Genomic DNA, 16,104 nt, shown 5'->3' with positions numbered 1-16,104 from the left:
GGCGATATGAACCCGCACGATTCGCAATCGCCGTTGCGCTCGCACGATGATACACAGCGCGAATGCTTTGTCGCCCGGCTGACTCCGCCCGGTCGCGGCGGTGTGGCGGTCGTTTCGATCGAGGGGAGGGACGCTGTCCGCATCGTGGAGCGGCTCGTCGTCTTTCCCAACCGGACGGCCGAGCAGGTTCCCCTTCTGCGTCCGCTGACGGCGTCCGTCCCGTTGACCGACGACGGTGCCGCGGAACAGGTCGTCGTCGTTCGATTCGAACCGACACGCTACGAGATTCATTCCCACGGCGGGCCGCAGATCGTGGAAGCCATTTTGGGCCGCTGCGAAGCGCTCGGCGCGCAGCGGGAACGGTGGCAAGACGCCCTCGCCCGCCGGTCGTCCGGGCGCATCGAAGCCGAAGCCGTGGCCTCGCTTGCCGATGCACGCACTCCCTCGGCCGCGAAAATCCTGTTGGCTCAATATCGAGGCGCCCTGCGGTCCGAGCTGAGGGCGATTCACGGCGCCTTGAGCGAAGGCCGAAGCGGGCACGCGCTCGCTCGTGTCGAACGTCTCCTCGCGCGTGCGTCTGTGGGGTTGCACCTCGTACGACCGTGGCAGGTGTGCATCATCGGCCCGCCGAATGCCGGCAAGAGCACGTTGATCAACGCACTGGTCGGATACGAGCGGGCGATTACCGATCCGCGTCCCGGAACGACGCGCGACCTGGTCACCGCCGAAACCACCGTGGGCGGTTGGTGGATCCGGCTTTGCGATACGGCCGGGCTGCGCGAAACAGGCGATCCGCTGGAATTGGCCGGGACCCGACTGGCGGAGCGGGCTGCCGGTGAGGCCGATTTGACGCTGCTTGTTCAGGATCGTTCGGTACCCTGCAACCACGCGTTGCGAAACCGCTTCCCCGATGCCCTTTTCGTGTGGAACAAAATCGATCTCCCCTCCCATCCCGAGAACGCCTCAATCGAGGGAGACTGCGCCGTCAGCGCCGCAACAGGTGAGGGAATCGAGCGGCTGGTGGAAACGATCGCTCGGCGACTGATTCCCGATCCGCCGGGCACCGATGCGCCCGTACCTTTCACCCCCCGCCAGGTCGACTTACTGCAAACAGCCCGTCGGGCACTGTCCGACTCGTCCGAGGAACTCCTAAAATCGGCAATTTCAGCACTTGAGGCCCTGCTGGAATAACCCTTTGTGAGCGGGTGGGCGGCCTCGGCAACCGGTCGAATTCCCCGATTCGGCCCAAAAATGGTGGAAAATGGTGTGAGAATCTGTGAAAATAGGGATGGGCAAGGTGCCTTCTCTTCGGATCTTGGGAGGAACCAAATGGTATCTCGTCGCAGACAGGGGTTTACCCTCGTTGAGTTGTTGGTGGTCATCAGCATCATCGGGATGCTGGTCGCGTTGTTGTTCCCCGCCGTTCAGGCTGCGCGGGAAGCCGGTCGCCGCACAAGCTGCATGAACAATCAAAAGCAGTTGGCGACGGCGATGGTCAACTATGAATCGTCGAAAGGTCACTTTCCGGCCTACGCCCAGATTATCGATCCGGACGACAACAACGACGGTACGGCCGATGACCCGGTCGTCGTCTCGTGGATGATCCCGCTGTTGTCGTACCTCGAACGGAACGACTTGGAACGCATTTGGCAAGACAACGGGCGAACGCTCGCGCAACGGGAAGCCGACGGTGCCGTGCCGCTGAAGTTCCTGCAATGCCCGAGCGATCCGCGGCCGAACGCGTCGACCGCACCGGTGTGCTCGTACGTCGTCAACAGCGGGATTCCGGACGATCCGACGAATCCAAACACCGAAGGACTTCAGCACGGCGTATTCTTCAACAACGGAATACTTCCCTCCGGCGTCCTCGTCCCCAAGGCCTACTACAAGTACATGAGCATGGACTATCTCGGTGCTCATGACGGGTCGAGCAACACGCTGTTGCTATCGGAGAATTTGCAAGCCACCCGTTGGGTTCCGATCGGCTCGGCCGGTCCGACCGCCCCGCGGGAACCCGACTTGTGCTTCACCTGGAGCGATTCGCCGGCGAACACCTGCGATTACGCCACCGAGGCGCGACCGGGTCGGATCAACAAATGCGTCGACAACGCGCCGCCCGACCTGGTCAGCAATCCGCGAACCTTGTTCGCCCGCCCGTCTTCGCATCACCCAGGCGCGGTCATCGTATTCTTCTGTGATGCCCACAGCATCATCCTGAACGAAAACGTCGACTGGACGACCTACAAGCACATCATGACGCCCGACAGCTTCCTTGCCGGAATCTCGGGCGTATTCGATCCCAGCAAGATTCAATAAGCTCGGTTCGCCGCGTTCACGGTGAAATTCGATCGCACGACACAAGGGCCGTCGTCCTTTGCGGAAACGGCCCTTTTTCGATGGATGGTTCGGGCCTTTGGCCGTTCGAGGCCGACACGGAATAGGAGGTACCGCCCGTGAACGAACTGGAAAAGTTGATCGGCCGCGAAGAATCGATGGTCACGATTCTCGATCGCGTACGGCTGGCTGTGGGACGACTCCAGCCGACGCGGGTCGGCGCCTATCACGTCACGTGCTCCGACGAAGCCGAGTGGGAATGTGCCGACGCCTTCCAACGCTGGTTCGCCGAACGCATGTTGCCGGGCCTGAAGCCCGGAAGTCGCGCGCCGTTTCGTTCGATCAATCTCGGCGGTCGGTACGAACCGGGTGCCCTGGCCGTGGCCGAGTCGCACTATGCGGCAGCCGAGGACGACGGTATCACCGTCATCGTCGCAAAGATCAACGCCCATGTCGGGGTGATCGAAACGAGCGACGGATTCCGCTTCGGACGTTTCCCCCGATACGGCCAAGAATCGTCCTGTTGCGGCGCCTTGACCGCGGCGCTGCGCGGCGATGAACCGATCCCGGCCGCCGCCGAACTTCGCGAAACGTTGGGAGCCGCTCGCCTGGCCGCGCTCGCCGATGATGCTTCCGTATCGCCGGACGTTCGCTTGCTGTTCGCCGCGATCGCCAACGCACGACTGCAAGCTCGCCGTGCGGTTGAAGAATTGACGACCCTATCCGTGCACGGGCCGACGCATTTTCTGGTATTGGCCGGCGTGTCGATCAATCGTCCCGGTCCCGACACGGAACTCCTCGTTTCCGTCGATCACATCGACCGGACCGACGCGGCCGCCGAACACGCGACGATCGGGCTGGGCGACGATCCCGCCGCCTACAAGGTGAGTGTCGACCTGGGCCGGCTCGTCATCGCCGACGCGCAATTCCGACCGCCGGGGTTCGAGGCCCATGCCGAACTTCGGCTGCCCGAAACCGCCACGGAAGGTGAGCCCGCGGCACCCTCGCTCGACGACTCGGACGATCCGGCCTCACTCGCCGAACCGCTCGCCGGGCTTGAAGAAAACGAGTCGTGATCGGTCGCCGTTCCGGGAATTCACTCCACTGATTCTTCCGGTTCACCCAGCCAGCGGCGTTTGCCCTCACGAGTGCGCTCTTCCTGGCCGGGCATCGACGGCGGCGTGTGACACGTCGCACCGGGATAGCACGGTCGTTGGTATGCTTGGTAGCTCTCCATGCGCAGATGGGCAGGCATCACGTGTCCGCGACGGCGACGGCGGTCGGCCCGCAACGCGGCCAGATCGATCGGCGCCACGACGACCTGTTCCCCCGGTCCCGGCGACGCCTGCGCCAGAATGCGCCCGTCGTAATCGACCACCATGCTGCCGCCCGGCCAACTGAACGGCGGAGAGTTCTTCAACGAAGCCGCCTGATTGCAGGCGACCACATAAGCCACGTTCTCAACGGCTCGCGTGCGGTTGATGAGCGTCCACCAGTCCAACGGCTGTGCCGTTCCCCAGGGATCCATGTACGCCGAGACGCGAACGAGCACTTCGGCACCGGCCAGGCCCAACTGCCGGATCGCCTCGGGAAACAGCCAGTCGTAGCAGATCGCCGCCCCGATCCGGCCGATCGGCGTTTCGGCGACGGGGTACATCGGCTCCGAATATCCCGGCAGATCGTGCGGGCTGGTGTGCAGTTCCCACGGCAGCCACGGATGCACCTTGCGATACTTCAGCAGAATTCCCTCCGGACCGATCAGGCATGTCGTATTGAACACGTGCCCCGGCCATTTCGGGTCACGCTCGAGAAAGCTGCCGGTTTGGATGTACACGTCGAGCTTGCGGGCGACTTCGATGTAGCGATCGGTGAATTCGCCGGGGATCTCGACGGCCAGCTTGTCGTGCAAATCGCCGACATTCTCGTAAACCGGCGCGGCATGGGCGAACTCGGGAAACACGAACAACCGCACGTCGAAAAACGGCTCGTACCCTTCGCGGGTCATGTGGATCATCTCGATCATCCGGCCGATTCGACGATGGATTTCGCTGCGATCCTTGGGGTTGGGAAAGTTCGTTTGACAGCAGGCCGCGTAGTACCGTTCGATCATCTTCTCTTCTTCCTGCGAAACACGTGTGTTGCACACCCCGCGTGTCTCCGACGCCTCTACCCTGCCGCGTCGCGTGGCGGGTAGAATGAGGGTTTACCTCGTTTTCGGCCCGGGACATCGAACATCGCCCGCGGCCGATCATCGCGTCGAACGATCCTGAAAGCCGCGTTTTCGACGGACAAGCATATGTCGCTGAAATTCTTCCTCGCCGGGATCATGCAAGGCTCGAAGACGGAAAAGGGCCTACACGAGCAAGATTACCGCGAACGCCTCAAACAAGCGTTGGCGCGGCATTTTGCCGACGCCGACATCTACGACCCCTTGGCCGATCACCGCAACTCGTTGGACTACGACCGCATGACCGGCCGCGAGGTCTTCTTCCACCACAACCGCATGTGCCGCTCGGTCGACGTGTTGGTGGCATTCGTACCACAAGCGTCGATGGGAACGGCCATCGAAATGTGGGAAGCGTACCAACATGGGGCCGTCGTGTTGACGATCAGCCCCATGCGGCACAACTGGGCGATCAAGTTCTTGAGCCACGCGTTGTACGACGACCTGGGATCGTTCGAGCGGGCGCTCGAGGCGGGCGAGATTGCGGCGATCGTGGAACGCGTTCGGCGGGAACAAACCACCGCCGAATCATAACGTTCCCCGAGATGCGATCAGCCCCACCGCTTGGCGACTTCGGCCTTCATGAAGTTCAAGGCGTCGCCGGCCAACTGTTTTTCCGATTCGTACATCCGCCGCCAAATCTTCGTGGCGGGCACGAGCTTTTCGAGTGCCAGTCCGAAGGCCTCGACGACCATCGTGCCGTCGTAGCCGATCTCGTGCAGCGTGTCGAAATTCGCATCCCAGCGCACGTTCCCCGAGCCGGGCGTGCTGCGGTCGTTCTCCGAAATGTGCACGTGTACGAGGTGATCCTTGAGTGTGCGAATCGCCTCGGGAATGTTTTTCTCTTCGATGTGGGCGTGGAAGGTGTCGTACATCATCTTGCACCGGGGATGCCCCACCGCATCGCAGAACTTCGCCCCTTGGGCCGCCGTGTTCAGGAAATAGCATTCGAAGCGGTTGAGATACTCGACGCCCAACGTCACGCCCACCTTCTCGGCATGCTCGGCGACTTCGCGCATGGCATCGACGCCCCATTTGAATTCGTCCTCGGTGGGACCTTTTCCGCTGAATACCCCCAATGCCGAATGGAACGGTCCGGCCATGACCTCGGCGCCCAACATTGCACAACAATCGAGGTTTCGCTTGTTGGCTTCGATGCCCCGCTTGCGGACCTCGGGGTCGGCACTGATCATGTTTTCTTCCGGTCCGCGGACGGCGGTCGCCGTGCAGCCGAGCCCCAACTCTTCGATCCTCGCCGCCCATTTTTTGTAGTTCTCGTCGTTGTCGAGATCGAACACCGGCAGCTCGACCACGTCGAATCCCAATTCCTTCACGTCGTCCAACAACGGAAGGCACGCGTCGTTCAGAGTATCGGTCCACAACAGCAGATTGATTCCGAATCGCATGGCACGTCTCCTTCGGTTAGGGGGGAACGTCGTTCGTCGGGTTGCACATCGCCTCGAACGACCGGCAAGGCGGTTCGAGTCTCGGATCACCAAACCCCGTCCAGGATATCGGCGGCCAGTGTCCCTTCGAGCAATGCCCCGGCGTGATCGGCCACCAACGACCGGGCCACGGGAAACACCGCTTGAAACTGCGTGGCCAGCTTCGGCAATCCGACTCTTCCCATCACTTGATTCATCCGCGATAACAGTTTGGCATCTTCGAGATAGTCCCACAAGATGCGCGCCCGCGAGAAATGTGAAACGAACGCCCCCAATCCCCGCGGCGGACGCGGTGCCAAATCCGTCACCACCGCTTCCAACCGGATCACGTCCAACTCGTCCAGCAGCCGATAGTACGCCTCAACCTTCTCAGGAAACCGTTCGACGAGCGTCGCATCGAGCAACACCTCGGTCAACAAGTGCGCCAAGAATTGGGCCGGCAGGCGGCCGTCGCCGTTTCCCGTTCCGTCGAGCGTCCGGCGAATCAACCGCGTCATTTCGGCCAAGGTTTGGGAGAAGGCTTCGGTGCGGTGAAAGAGGGCATCTTCATCGAGGTGCAGGCGTACTCCGCGGGCGATGTCGGCAACGACGGGATCCTCATCGTGTATCGCATGCTCCAGATGTCGGCGGCGCAGGCGCACGCGACGATCGACCACCGACAGCCAATCGGGAACGGCCGTCCCCGCCGCCAAATAGGGCCGATCGAGCAATGAAATCGCGTGGGCCAGGTAGTTCATGTCTGCACTCGCCGGAAACACCCCCGTTGCACACGTCGCCGAGCCGAAGGCACCGTCGCCTCGTCAATCGCCGAACGTCTTTCGCAGCGATGCCATCGCGTCGATCAGTCGCGCAACAGCCTCTTCGCAATGCGGTTGAATCACGCTGATCCGCAGGCACGCTTCGCCCTCGGGCACGGTCGGAGGTCGAATCGCGGGCACGAAGAAGCCGCGTTCGTACAGCGCGGCCGACAAGCGCACGGCCCGATCCGGCGTCCCCACGATCACCGGCACGATCTGACTCTCGCTCGGCCCCAACCGCCACCCTTGCGCGCGCAGCGCACGACGCAAGCCCTCGGCACACTCCAGCAATTCACGTCGACGATGCGGCTCGGTGCGAACGATCTCCAGCGCCGCGAGCGATCCCGCCGCTACCGCCGCCGGTGAGGCCGTCGAGTAAATGTACGACCGCGCGTGATTCACGAGCCACTCGATCAAGCAACGATCGCCCGCCACAAACCCGCCTTGCGATCCGAGCGCCTTACTCAACGTGCCGATGCGTACGGGAACGCGGGTTTTCAACCCGAAATGTTCGACGACGCCGGTTCCTTTCTCGCCGAATACGCCCGTCGCGTGCGCCTCGTCGACGACCAAGATCGCTTCGTACTTCTCGGCCAGCTCGGCCAACTCGGGAAGCGGTGCCAAGTCGCCGTCCATACTGAAAACGGTGTCGGTGACGATCACCCGCCGCCGATAGCGTGCCGCGTACCGCTCCAACAGTTTCGCCAGCGCGCGCACGTCGTTGTGCGGATAGACGCGCACGTCCGCCCTCGACAACCGGGAGCCGTCCCATAGCGAGGCATGGTTCTTGCGGTCGTTGAAGATGACATCGCCCTGCGATGCCAACGAAGCCAACGTCCCGCAGTTGGCCGCGAAGCCCGACGGAAACACCAACGCGGCCTCGGTATCTTCAAAGTCGGCCAGCTTCTCTTCCAACCGGCGATGAAGCGTACTGTGGCCGGTGACCAGCGGGCTGGCTCCCGCCCCCCAACCGAATCGTTCGACGGCTTCGACGACCGCCCGACAAACCCGTTCGTCGCACGCCAACCCCAGGTAGTCGTTCGAACCGAAGTTCACGAGCTGCCGACCGTCGAGCACGATTTGCGCCCGCTGGGCCGAGCCGCGATCGCGCAGGCTGCGATACAAATCCTGCGCTTTGCGTTCCTCCAGCGCCGCGTTCAACCATGCGAGAGGATCGCCCACATCGAACTCCTTCCGGGGAAGACGGCATGCGTAGCGTATTTCTCGCAGGATACTTCGATTCCCCCACGCCGCCAAGGCGACCGCTCGAGCGGCGCTTCACCCCTTCGAAGATGGCGACACTTCGACAAAAAAACCCCCGGGCATCGCTCGGGGGTGTTCCATAGCCTCGAAATGGGCGTCCGGCGAATTGTTACGTGCGTTCAAATCGAAAACACGATGCACGACTGCCGATCCGGCAGTTTACGACTTCTTCACCTTCACTTTGATCTTGCGTGCTTGGACCGACTTGAGTTTCGGAATCCGCAAGGTGAGCACACCGTTGGCAAATTCGGCCTCGGCGCGATCGGTATCGACGCCTTCGGGCAGCGCGACCGATCGCTCGAAACGGCCGTACCGACACTCGCTGTAACAATGTTCGGCGTCGTGCGTTTCGTGCGATTCCCGTTTCTCGCCGCTGATCACCAGTTGATTGCCGGTGATGTCGATTTCGAAATCGTCACTGTCGAGCCCCGGCAATTCGGCGCGCACGACGACCTCGCGATCGGTTTCGGCGACGTCGAGTGCCGGCTGGAAGGCCCCGCCGCCCCAAACGGCCGGCAATTCGGGCCAACCGATCCGACCAGGTGCCTCAAAAAAGGATTCGAAGAGACGGTCCATCTCGGCGCGAATCTGTTCGAACGGGTTCTCGTCGACCCGCACCGGTTCCCGTTTGCCTTTCCACGGAATCAGACCCATGGCTTGATCCTCCCGTAATCGGTTGGTACCACGTGCGGCGAGACGATCGCGCCTGCCGCCGAATATCTGCCGTTATTCGGTTTTCACTTGAATCTTCCGCGGTTTGGCGAGATCGGCCTTCGGCAAATGCAGCGTCAGCACGCCGTTGCGATACTCGGCCGAAATCTTCTGCGCGTCGATCGACTCGCCCACCTGGAACACGCGGTAGAAATCACCCACGTCGTATTCTTGGGCGACGAATTTCACGTCTTCTCCCCATCGCGGTTCGACCTTGGCGTGCAACGTGAGCGTGTGATCCTCGAAACTCACGTCGATGTTCTTCGGGTCGGCACCGGGAACATCGGCAACGACCAACAGCTCGTCTTCCAGCTCGATGATGTCGACCGCAGGACGGAAGAAGACTCCGCTTCGGGTATGTTCGGCCACGGGCGTATTTTCCGCAGGCGTTTTGCTTTCGGTCGTTTTCATGGTTCGGGCTCCTTTCACAAAGATCGAGGTTCCGCTTACACCGTCGATCCGCAAAGTGCGGCCGGCCGCCGTCATTCGGCCGGGGTCGTCACGCGGATCTTCTTGGGCTTGGCCTCTTTGGCCTTGGGCACCATGATCGTCAGAACTCCCTGCTTCAGGTCGGCCTCGACACCGTCGGCGTCGATATCCGCCGGTAGCCGGACGATGCGGGTGACCGTTCCGACCGGCCGTTCGCGACGATGATAGGTGGTCTTCTCGTCCGCCTCGTCGGGACGCTCGACCTTCAACGTCAACTCACGTCCGACGACCGAGATGTCGACGCCCTCGGGCGCGACGCCCGGGATTTCGGACTCGATCAAAAAGGCCTCGTCGGTTTCGATCACATTGACCGGCAGACGTTCACGCCGCAGCGCCGCCCACGGCGTATCGGGCAGATCCTGCATGACGTTCGCGAAGACGCGTTCCATTTCGCGTCGCAAGTCATTGAGAGCCCGTCGATTCGGAAAAGCGTAGAAAGTCATGATCGGTTCCCCCTATTCATTGTCCCCGTTACGAAAGCCGCAAGTACCCGTCGATGGCGGTATCTCGGCGAATGAATCCGCCGCCGTTTATTCGACACCGCCGAATCGGCCTTTTTTCACGACACGATCACGGCGGATCACCCCGAAGGTGGCGACTCGCTCGTCCACCGTCAAAGCGGAAAGTGCAAAGCCCGTGCCGCATCCGAAAAATAGACATAACCCACCAACCGATCAGCACTTAAGACGCAAATCCCCCTATCCGGGTCATTCGCTCCAACCTGCCAAAATGACAGAAGACCAGAGAGGTACACGAATACCGCCCCGCGATGGATTCAAAAATTCGACACCACCCGTTTTATCCCCCCCATCCTTCCCTGTCTCAAACATTGGAACGGTGATTCGGCGTCGTTTCACCGCAAAGCGGATGCTCCGATTCGAGCGGACAAGGAAAAGATGCCGATCAGACTGACAATCGGCCTTGTGCGTTCGCAGCCTGCGTGCAACAGCCGACGCCGGCCGGGCGAGGTTGTGGCCCGGCCCGGCCCCCACTATACTGAGTTGTTTGATTTTCCACGAAATCGACACGATCGTCGGCATCGCCGACATTGACAGAGATTGCCCATTTCCAGCAGTCCACCGAGCCATCCATGCGGTTTTCCCTGATCGATCGAATCGTGAGCGTGCGTCCCGGCGAGGAGCTGGTCGCAATCAAGGCCCTGACGTTGGCCGAGGAGTATCTCGGCGATCACTTCCCCCGTTTCCCCGTCATGCCGGGCGTGCTGATGCTCGAGGCCATGACCCAGGCCGCCGCATGGCTGGTCCGCATCACCGACGATTTCCAGCACACGATGGTGGTGTTGCGGGAAACCCGTGGCGTCAAGTACGGACAGTTCGTCGAGCCGGGACAAACACTCACCGTCACCGTCAAAGTGACCGATCACGACGACCGGTTCACCACGGTGCGTGCCCATGGCCGCCTCGGCGATCGCACGACTGTCGGCGCCCGACTCACGCTGGAACGGTACAACCTGGCCGACCTCGACGACACGCCCGGTAACCGGGCCCTCGACGCCTCGTTGAAAAACGACATCCTCGAGCTTTTTCACATTTTGTGCCCGCAAGATGTGGCCGAAGCCGCCGGGGTGGCCGTGAACTGAGGCCGCCGTTCCGAACACGTGTGCCCGAGCACGGGTGGGCCATACACTTTACGTTTCCAGTTTGCTTGTTCACGAATCCCACGACCGCAAATCGAAGTCATGGACCTCAAAGGCAAGATTGCAATCGTCACCGGCGGCAGCCGCGGCATCGGACGTGCATGCGTCGCCCGTCTGGCTGAAGAAGGCGCCGTCGTTACGTTCACCTACCAAAGCAACCAAGAAGCGGCTCAATCGCTGGTCGACGAGCTGGCGGAGAAGGGCCTGACCGTCGACGCCCGACAGGCCGATGTCCGCGATGCCGAGCAAACCCAAAAGATCGTCGACGAATTGAGCGAAAAGCACGGCCGCATCGACATCTTGGTCAACTCGGCGGGAATCGTCCGCGACGGCCTGTTCGGCGCCATGTTGCCCGAACAGTGGGACGAGGTCATCCAAACGAACCTGACCGGTACGTATCAATGGTGCCGGGCGGTCGCTCCCTTGATGATCTCACAGCGCAGCGGGGCCATCGTGAACCTGTCGAGTACGGCAGCCGAGTTTTCCTCCCGCGGTCAAGTCAACTACGCCGCGAGCAAAGGCGGAATCAACGGAATGACGCGGGCGTTGGCCAAAGAGTTGGCCGCCCGCAAAGTGCGCGTGAACGCCGTCGCTCCCGGCATGATCGAAACCGACATGAGCAAGGCCGTCCGCGGGCTCGCCGGTGATCAGATCAAGAAGATCATCCCGCTGAAGCGGATCGGTGTGCCGGAAGAGGTCGCCTCGGTCGTCGCCTTTTTGGTTTCCGACGAGGCAAGCTACATCACCGGACAAGTAATCCGCGTGGACGGCGGCCTGAGTCTCGGCGGTTACTGAGCTGCTCGCTGCCGCCGCACCGCAACAAGTTAAATCGGCAAAACGGGGCAATTACAGAAAACTGCGTAACGATTCGAGGCCCGGGGGCATCGATCGTTCCAATGTGATTGATAATCGTGCCGTTCCAAACAAACCGGATTGCCGACGGGCAGTTCGCGAACAATCCATCAAACTCACAGGGAGAAGAGAACATGCCGAGTAAGGAGGAAGTGTTCGAAAAAGTCCGCGAGGTTCTGGTCGATGCCCTGGCGGTGGACGAGGACGAAGTCACGCCCGAGGCCACCCTGGTCGGCGATTTGGGCGCCGAGTCCATCGACTTCCTGGACATCGTGTTCAAGCTCGAAAAGGCGTTCGATATCAAGATCCCGCGCGGCGAGCTGTTCCCCGAAGACGTACTCACCAACCCCGAATACGTGCAAGACGGCAAAGTCACCGAAAAAGGCTTGGAAGAACTCCGCAAGCGAATGCCGTTTGCCGATCTCGAGCAGTTCGCCCAAAATCCGTTGGTGCAAGACTTCGCCAACTTGTTGACCGTGGCCGACATGTGCCGTTTCGTGGAAAGCAAGCTCAATACGGCCGAGTAGTCGGGCCATCGCAAACACACCACGGACCGTCGGTCCGCCCGTGCGCGGACCGACGGCCGATTCGCGCCTTTGCGACACGAATTCCGGTTCGCAAGGGCATACCGTTGGTCATCGTCCGGTGAGGGAGCCTCTCCGGGCGCCGTTCAACAATTGGATACGGGCTGTTCGATGCGCTGGTATTGGATCGATCGTTTCCTGGAATTCGAAAGCGGTGTGCGGGCAAAGGCCGTGAAAAACATTTCGTTGGCCGAAGACCACCTGCACGACCACTTTCCCAGCTATCCCCTGATGCCCGCGGCGTTGATCATCGAAGGCGTAGCGCAAACCGGGGGACTGCTGGTGTGTGAATACCATGCGTTCCGGCAAAAGGTAGTGCTGGCAAAAGTACCGCGGGCAAAGTTCTACTTCGAAGCCCGTCCCGGCGACACGCTGACCTACACGGTCCAGATCGAAAGTCTTCACGACGACGGCGCCATCGTTTCGGCAACCAGCCACCGCGGCGAGGAGCTTCAGGCCGAACTGGAACTCGTCTTCGCGTGCCTCAACGGCGAAGCCGATCGCGAACTGTTCGACCCAGGCGACCTGACGCACATGATGCGCATCTTGCGGGCGTACGACGTGGGGCACAAGCCCGATGGTAGCCCGCTGACCGAAGAACCACAAACAAGCTGAGGGCCGCCCGATCACGGCCGGAAAATCGAAAAGCAGGGCAAAAAAGGCAAGATCCCTCTTGGGCAATCGACGGATTTGCGGATAAGCTAACTTGCACGCGAACTATCAGCGTTGACACGTAACGGATGATCGCGGGAGTCGCACACATGAGACGCCGAGTTGTCGTCACCGGAATGGGATTCGTCACACCGTTGGGGGCGGACCTCGAAACCGTGTGGCGTCGCCTATTGGCGGGTGAATCCGGTATCGGCTACACGACCCTGTTCGATGCCAGCAACTTCCCCACGAAGATCTCGGCCGAGGTCAAAGACTGGGATCTCTCGGACGTGGGCGAGAACCCGGACGACTGGAAATACCAGGGGCGGCATACCCATTTCGCCGTCGGCGCGGCCAAGAAAGCATGGGCCGATTCGGGGCTTCAGGAAAGCGACGTCGACCCGACGCGATTCGGCGTGTACACCGGCAGCGGTGAGGGCCAACAGGACTTCGACCGCTTCACCCAAATGATGGTCGCCGCGCTGGAAGACGGTGAACTCGACATCGTCAAGTTCACCAAAAAGGGCCTTGAAATCCTCCACCCGGTGGCCGAACTCGAACAAGAGCCCAACATGCCTGCGGGGCATCTCGCCGGGTTGTTCAACGCGCAAGGCCCCAACATCAACTGCCTGACCGCCTGCGCCGCCAGCAGCCAGGCCATCGGCGAGGCCGTCGAAATCATCCGTCGCGGCGAGGCCGACGTGATGCTTTCCGGCGGAACGCACACGATGATCCATCCGTTCGGCGTGACCGGTTTCAACCTATTGACCGCGCTGAGTACGCAGAACGATCCGCCGCACAAGGCCTCGCGGCCCTTCGATCGCCTGCGCGACGGTTTCGTGCTCGGTGAAGGTGCGGGGATGGTTGTCCTGGAAGAGCTGGAACACGCGCAAAAACGCGGCGCCCGCATCTACGGCGAAATCGTCGGGTACGGCTCGACCGCCGACGCCTTCCGGATCACCGACACCCACCCGGAAGGCCGCGGCGCGATCAGTTGCATGCAAATGGCGTTACAAGATGCCGGCCTGAACCCCGAAGACATCGACTACATCAACGCGCACGGTACGAGCACCTCGGTCAACGACAAGGTCGAAACGTTGGCCATCAAGCGGGTGTTCGGCGACTACGCCTACAAGGTGCCGGTGTCGAGCACGAAGAGCATGATGGGCCACCTGATCGCCGCCGCGGGCGCAACCGAACTGGTGATCTGCCTGCTGGCGATCCGGGACAACGTCCTTCCGCCGACGATCAACTACGAAGAGCCGGACCCCGACTGCGATCTGGACTACGTTCCCAACCAAGCCCGCGAGGCACGCTGCGACATCGCCCTTTCCAACAGCTTCGGCTTCGGCGGGCAAAACATCACCCTGATCGCCAAGCGATTCACCGGCTGAAGGCTCGGAACGCGGAAACGGCGGGCAACTTCGGGTTCGGTTCGTTGATCGTCTGCGCAGCAGGTGGGCGCCGATCACCACAGCCGCGCGATCATCACTCCCGCCAGCACAAACAGAAACCAGCCGAACCCTCTTTTGAGCTTCTGCTTGTCGAGGCCGATCGAAATCCGGCTGCCGATTTGGCCGCCGAGGAAGACGGCCGCAGCCAGCACGAGGGATGTTTTCCAGTCCCAGTGGCCGCTTGCGACATGGCCGACGAACCCGCCGACGGCGGTAATCCCGACCATCAACGCGCTGCATCCCACGGCGATATCCATCGGGATGCCGAACAACAAAACCATCATCGGCACTTTGAGGATTCCGCCGCCTACGCCGACCATTCCGCTGGCCAGCCCGGCCACGAACGAGATCGGCAGCGCGAGCGCAAGATTCAAACAATACGTTTGGTCCCCCAGGCGCCGCTGCCACCGAAGGAAACCGGAACGCCCCTCCTCGCACGAATGCGGCACTTTTACATCGCGAACCATGAAAAACGCGGCGATCGCCACCAGCAGCGCGAACAATACGGAAAGCACCTTTCCCGAGACGGCTCCCGAGGCAAATCCGCCCGCGAAACCGCCCAAGGTAGTACTCGACTCCAACACCAAGACCATCGCCCAGTCGATCTTCTTCGCCCGACGAAACACGAGCGAAGCCGACAGCGACATCACCATGATCAGAAACAAACTCGTGGTGGCCGCTACGTGAAAATCGATTCCGGCCCACACCTGGATAGGCGTGTAGAGGACACCGCCTCCCTGCCCGATCATCGAAAAGACGATCGCGACAAGAAACATCAACGCGCCCAGCACGATCAACATGGTTCGGCCTCCTCCGGGGCGTTTTCAACACGGAAAGGCAATGCCCAAAATCCAGGTCGTGGACCGGAAACCTTCGACCGGCAGGCCATCGAGGATGTTCACTCAACCTTGGTCGCCTGCTCACGACAGGGGATACACACTTTTTTGTCGCCCAACAACCGACCGTACGGCTCGACGACCATTTCCCCGCACAGATCGCAGACAAAGCTCTCAAAGGAGTGCGGCGGGTCTTGCCAGTGGTATTCGAACACTTCGCCCACCAGCATGATCTGTTCTTCGGGGGCCGACATGACCTTTTCGACGAGAGGTTGAGCCACTTCGTCGGGCACTTGAGAGGCGGGCACCCCTTTCATTCGGTATTCCTGGAAGAAAGGCGTTTTCTTGTTGGCGGCCATCGCCTCCGCCCGCGGCGAAACCCGAACGGCTCGCCCCGTCTTCTTGTCGATCAGCGTCACGCCCCACTTGCCGTAGTGCAACTTCTTGATGTTGCCTTTGCCGAACGTGCAGCCGGTAATCATCTGAACGCCGTCGGCGAAACAAGTCGCACAATGGTCGTCCCCGATTTCGATCAGCGCAACCAATTGCCCGTCTTTTGCCCTGTCGACCCCCAGTTTGTTCATCGCAGCGGCCCCCACGCGCAGCCCCATCGGCATTGCGGGACACTTGTGACCGTGAAACGCCATCCCTGCCTCTAGATACGCCTTCGGATCGATCATCGCATGCTCCTTTCAACCTGAAAACGCACGAGGGAGCCGAAAACGGCCCACCTCACACCCATGTCACCACATGAAACGCACGGTTTTCTTGCTGTATTGGCCAAATGTGCAATATTTGTTTCTAAAA

Annotated in this window: 18 protein-coding genes; 9 read left to right on the top strand and 9 right to left on the bottom strand. The window is 61.2% G+C overall.

Annotation, left to right across the window (positions count from 1 at the left end; all coding sequences use genetic code 11):
• The first annotated feature begins 6 nt into the window (after positions 1 to 6).
• The 3 genes from ACYQ2I_RS03535 to ACYQ2I_RS03525 all read left to right on the top strand — a co-directional run bounded on the left by ACYQ2I_RS03535 (position 7) and on the right by ACYQ2I_RS03525 (position 3,410).
• Complete coding sequence (locus tag ACYQ2I_RS03535) at positions 7 to 1,191, top strand: GTPase (protein WP_460165613.1); 1,185 nt, start codon at positions 7 to 9, stop codon at positions 1,189 to 1,191.
• Positions 1,192 to 1,329: 138 nt separating this feature from the next.
• On the top strand, positions 1,330 to 2,316 hold the full coding sequence (locus ACYQ2I_RS03530) for a DUF1559 family PulG-like putative transporter (RefSeq protein ID WP_460165612.1): 987 nt from the start codon (positions 1,330 to 1,332) through the stop codon (positions 2,314 to 2,316).
• Positions 2,317 to 2,453: 137 nt separating this feature from the next.
• Positions 2,454 to 3,410, top strand: a complete 957-nt coding sequence (locus ACYQ2I_RS03525) for a hypothetical protein (RefSeq protein ID WP_460165611.1) — start codon at positions 2,454 to 2,456, stop codon at positions 3,408 to 3,410.
• Between the two features lie 20 nt (positions 3,411 to 3,430).
• Here ACYQ2I_RS03525 and ACYQ2I_RS03520 read toward each other — a convergent pair whose 3' ends face one another.
• On the bottom strand, positions 3,431 to 4,480 hold the full coding sequence (locus ACYQ2I_RS03520; RefSeq protein ID WP_460165610.1) for a nitrilase-related carbon-nitrogen hydrolase: 1,050 nt from the start codon (positions 4,478 to 4,480) through the stop codon (positions 3,431 to 3,433).
• A 150-nt stretch (positions 4,481 to 4,630) separates the two neighbouring features.
• Between ACYQ2I_RS03520 and ACYQ2I_RS03515 the strand changes: the two genes are divergently transcribed.
• Positions 4,631 to 5,092 (top strand): hypothetical protein, encoded by a 462-nt coding sequence (locus ACYQ2I_RS03515; protein WP_460165609.1) that lies wholly within the window; start codon positions 4,631 to 4,633, stop codon positions 5,090 to 5,092.
• A 17-nt stretch (positions 5,093 to 5,109) separates the two neighbouring features.
• Here ACYQ2I_RS03515 and ACYQ2I_RS03510 read toward each other — a convergent pair whose 3' ends face one another.
• From ACYQ2I_RS03510 to ACYQ2I_RS03485, 6 genes are all read right to left on the bottom strand, one after another.
• Complete coding sequence (locus ACYQ2I_RS03510) at positions 5,110 to 5,964, bottom strand: sugar phosphate isomerase/epimerase family protein (protein WP_460165608.1); 855 nt, start codon at positions 5,962 to 5,964, stop codon at positions 5,110 to 5,112.
• 86 nt (positions 5,965 to 6,050) lie between these two features.
• Complete coding sequence (locus ACYQ2I_RS03505; protein WP_460165607.1) at positions 6,051 to 6,740, bottom strand: hypothetical protein; 690 nt, start codon at positions 6,738 to 6,740, stop codon at positions 6,051 to 6,053.
• 63 nt (positions 6,741 to 6,803) lie between these two features.
• Positions 6,804 to 7,982 carry an 8-amino-7-oxononanoate synthase gene (bioF, locus tag ACYQ2I_RS03500; protein ID WP_460165606.1) on the bottom strand — a complete coding sequence of 393 codons (1,179 nt, stop codon included), beginning with the start codon at positions 7,980 to 7,982 and terminating at the stop codon, positions 6,804 to 6,806.
• Positions 7,983 to 8,222: 240 nt separating this feature from the next.
• On the bottom strand, positions 8,223 to 8,717 hold the full coding sequence (locus ACYQ2I_RS03495) for an Hsp20/alpha crystallin family protein (protein WP_460165605.1): 495 nt from the start codon (positions 8,715 to 8,717) through the stop codon (positions 8,223 to 8,225).
• Positions 8,718 to 8,789: 72 nt separating this feature from the next.
• On the bottom strand, positions 8,790 to 9,185 hold the full coding sequence (locus tag ACYQ2I_RS03490; protein ID WP_460165604.1) for an Hsp20/alpha crystallin family protein: 396 nt from the start codon (positions 9,183 to 9,185) through the stop codon (positions 8,790 to 8,792).
• Between the two features lie 71 nt (positions 9,186 to 9,256).
• Positions 9,257 to 9,706 carry an Hsp20/alpha crystallin family protein gene (locus ACYQ2I_RS03485; RefSeq protein WP_460165603.1) on the bottom strand — a complete coding sequence of 150 codons (450 nt, stop codon included), beginning with the start codon at positions 9,704 to 9,706 and terminating at the stop codon, positions 9,257 to 9,259.
• Between the two features lie 647 nt (positions 9,707 to 10,353).
• Between ACYQ2I_RS03485 and ACYQ2I_RS03480 the strand changes: the two genes are divergently transcribed.
• From ACYQ2I_RS03480 to fabF, 5 genes are all read left to right on the top strand, one after another.
• Entirely contained in the window at positions 10,354 to 10,863 is a 510-nt protein-coding gene (locus ACYQ2I_RS03480) for a 3-hydroxyacyl-ACP dehydratase FabZ family protein (RefSeq protein WP_460165602.1), read from the top strand.
• 99 nt (positions 10,864 to 10,962) lie between these two features.
• The gene (locus ACYQ2I_RS03475) at positions 10,963 to 11,715 is read left to right on the top strand and encodes a 3-oxoacyl-ACP reductase family protein (protein ID WP_460165601.1); all 753 of its coding nucleotides are present in this window, start codon (positions 10,963 to 10,965) and stop codon (positions 11,713 to 11,715) included.
• Between the two features lie 191 nt (positions 11,716 to 11,906).
• Positions 11,907 to 12,299, top strand: a complete 393-nt coding sequence (locus ACYQ2I_RS03470; protein WP_460165600.1) for an acyl carrier protein — start codon at positions 11,907 to 11,909, stop codon at positions 12,297 to 12,299.
• Positions 12,300 to 12,467: 168 nt separating this feature from the next.
• A complete protein-coding gene (locus tag ACYQ2I_RS03465) occupies positions 12,468 to 12,971 on the top strand; it encodes a 3-hydroxyacyl-ACP dehydratase FabZ family protein (RefSeq protein ID WP_460165599.1) in 504 nt (167 codons plus the stop codon).
• Positions 12,972 to 13,117: 146 nt separating this feature from the next.
• Positions 13,118 to 14,401, top strand: coding sequence for a beta-ketoacyl-ACP synthase II (fabF, locus tag ACYQ2I_RS03460; RefSeq protein WP_460165598.1), 1,284 nt, complete (start codon positions 13,118 to 13,120; stop codon positions 14,399 to 14,401).
• A gap of 74 nt (positions 14,402 to 14,475) precedes the next feature.
• Here the strand turns inward: fabF and ACYQ2I_RS03455 are convergent, their stop codons facing one another.
• Positions 14,476 to 15,261, bottom strand: coding sequence for a sulfite exporter TauE/SafE family protein (locus tag ACYQ2I_RS03455; protein WP_460165597.1), 786 nt, complete (start codon positions 15,259 to 15,261; stop codon positions 14,476 to 14,478).
• A 98-nt stretch (positions 15,262 to 15,359) separates the two neighbouring features.
• Complete coding sequence (locus tag ACYQ2I_RS03450; protein WP_460165596.1) at positions 15,360 to 15,977, bottom strand: FmdE family protein; 618 nt, start codon at positions 15,975 to 15,977, stop codon at positions 15,360 to 15,362.
• Positions 15,978 to 16,104 lie beyond the last annotated feature (127 nt).

Source organism: Thermostilla marina (genome assembly GCF_054657455.1).
This window is presented reverse-complemented; position numbering and strand designations above follow the sequence as displayed.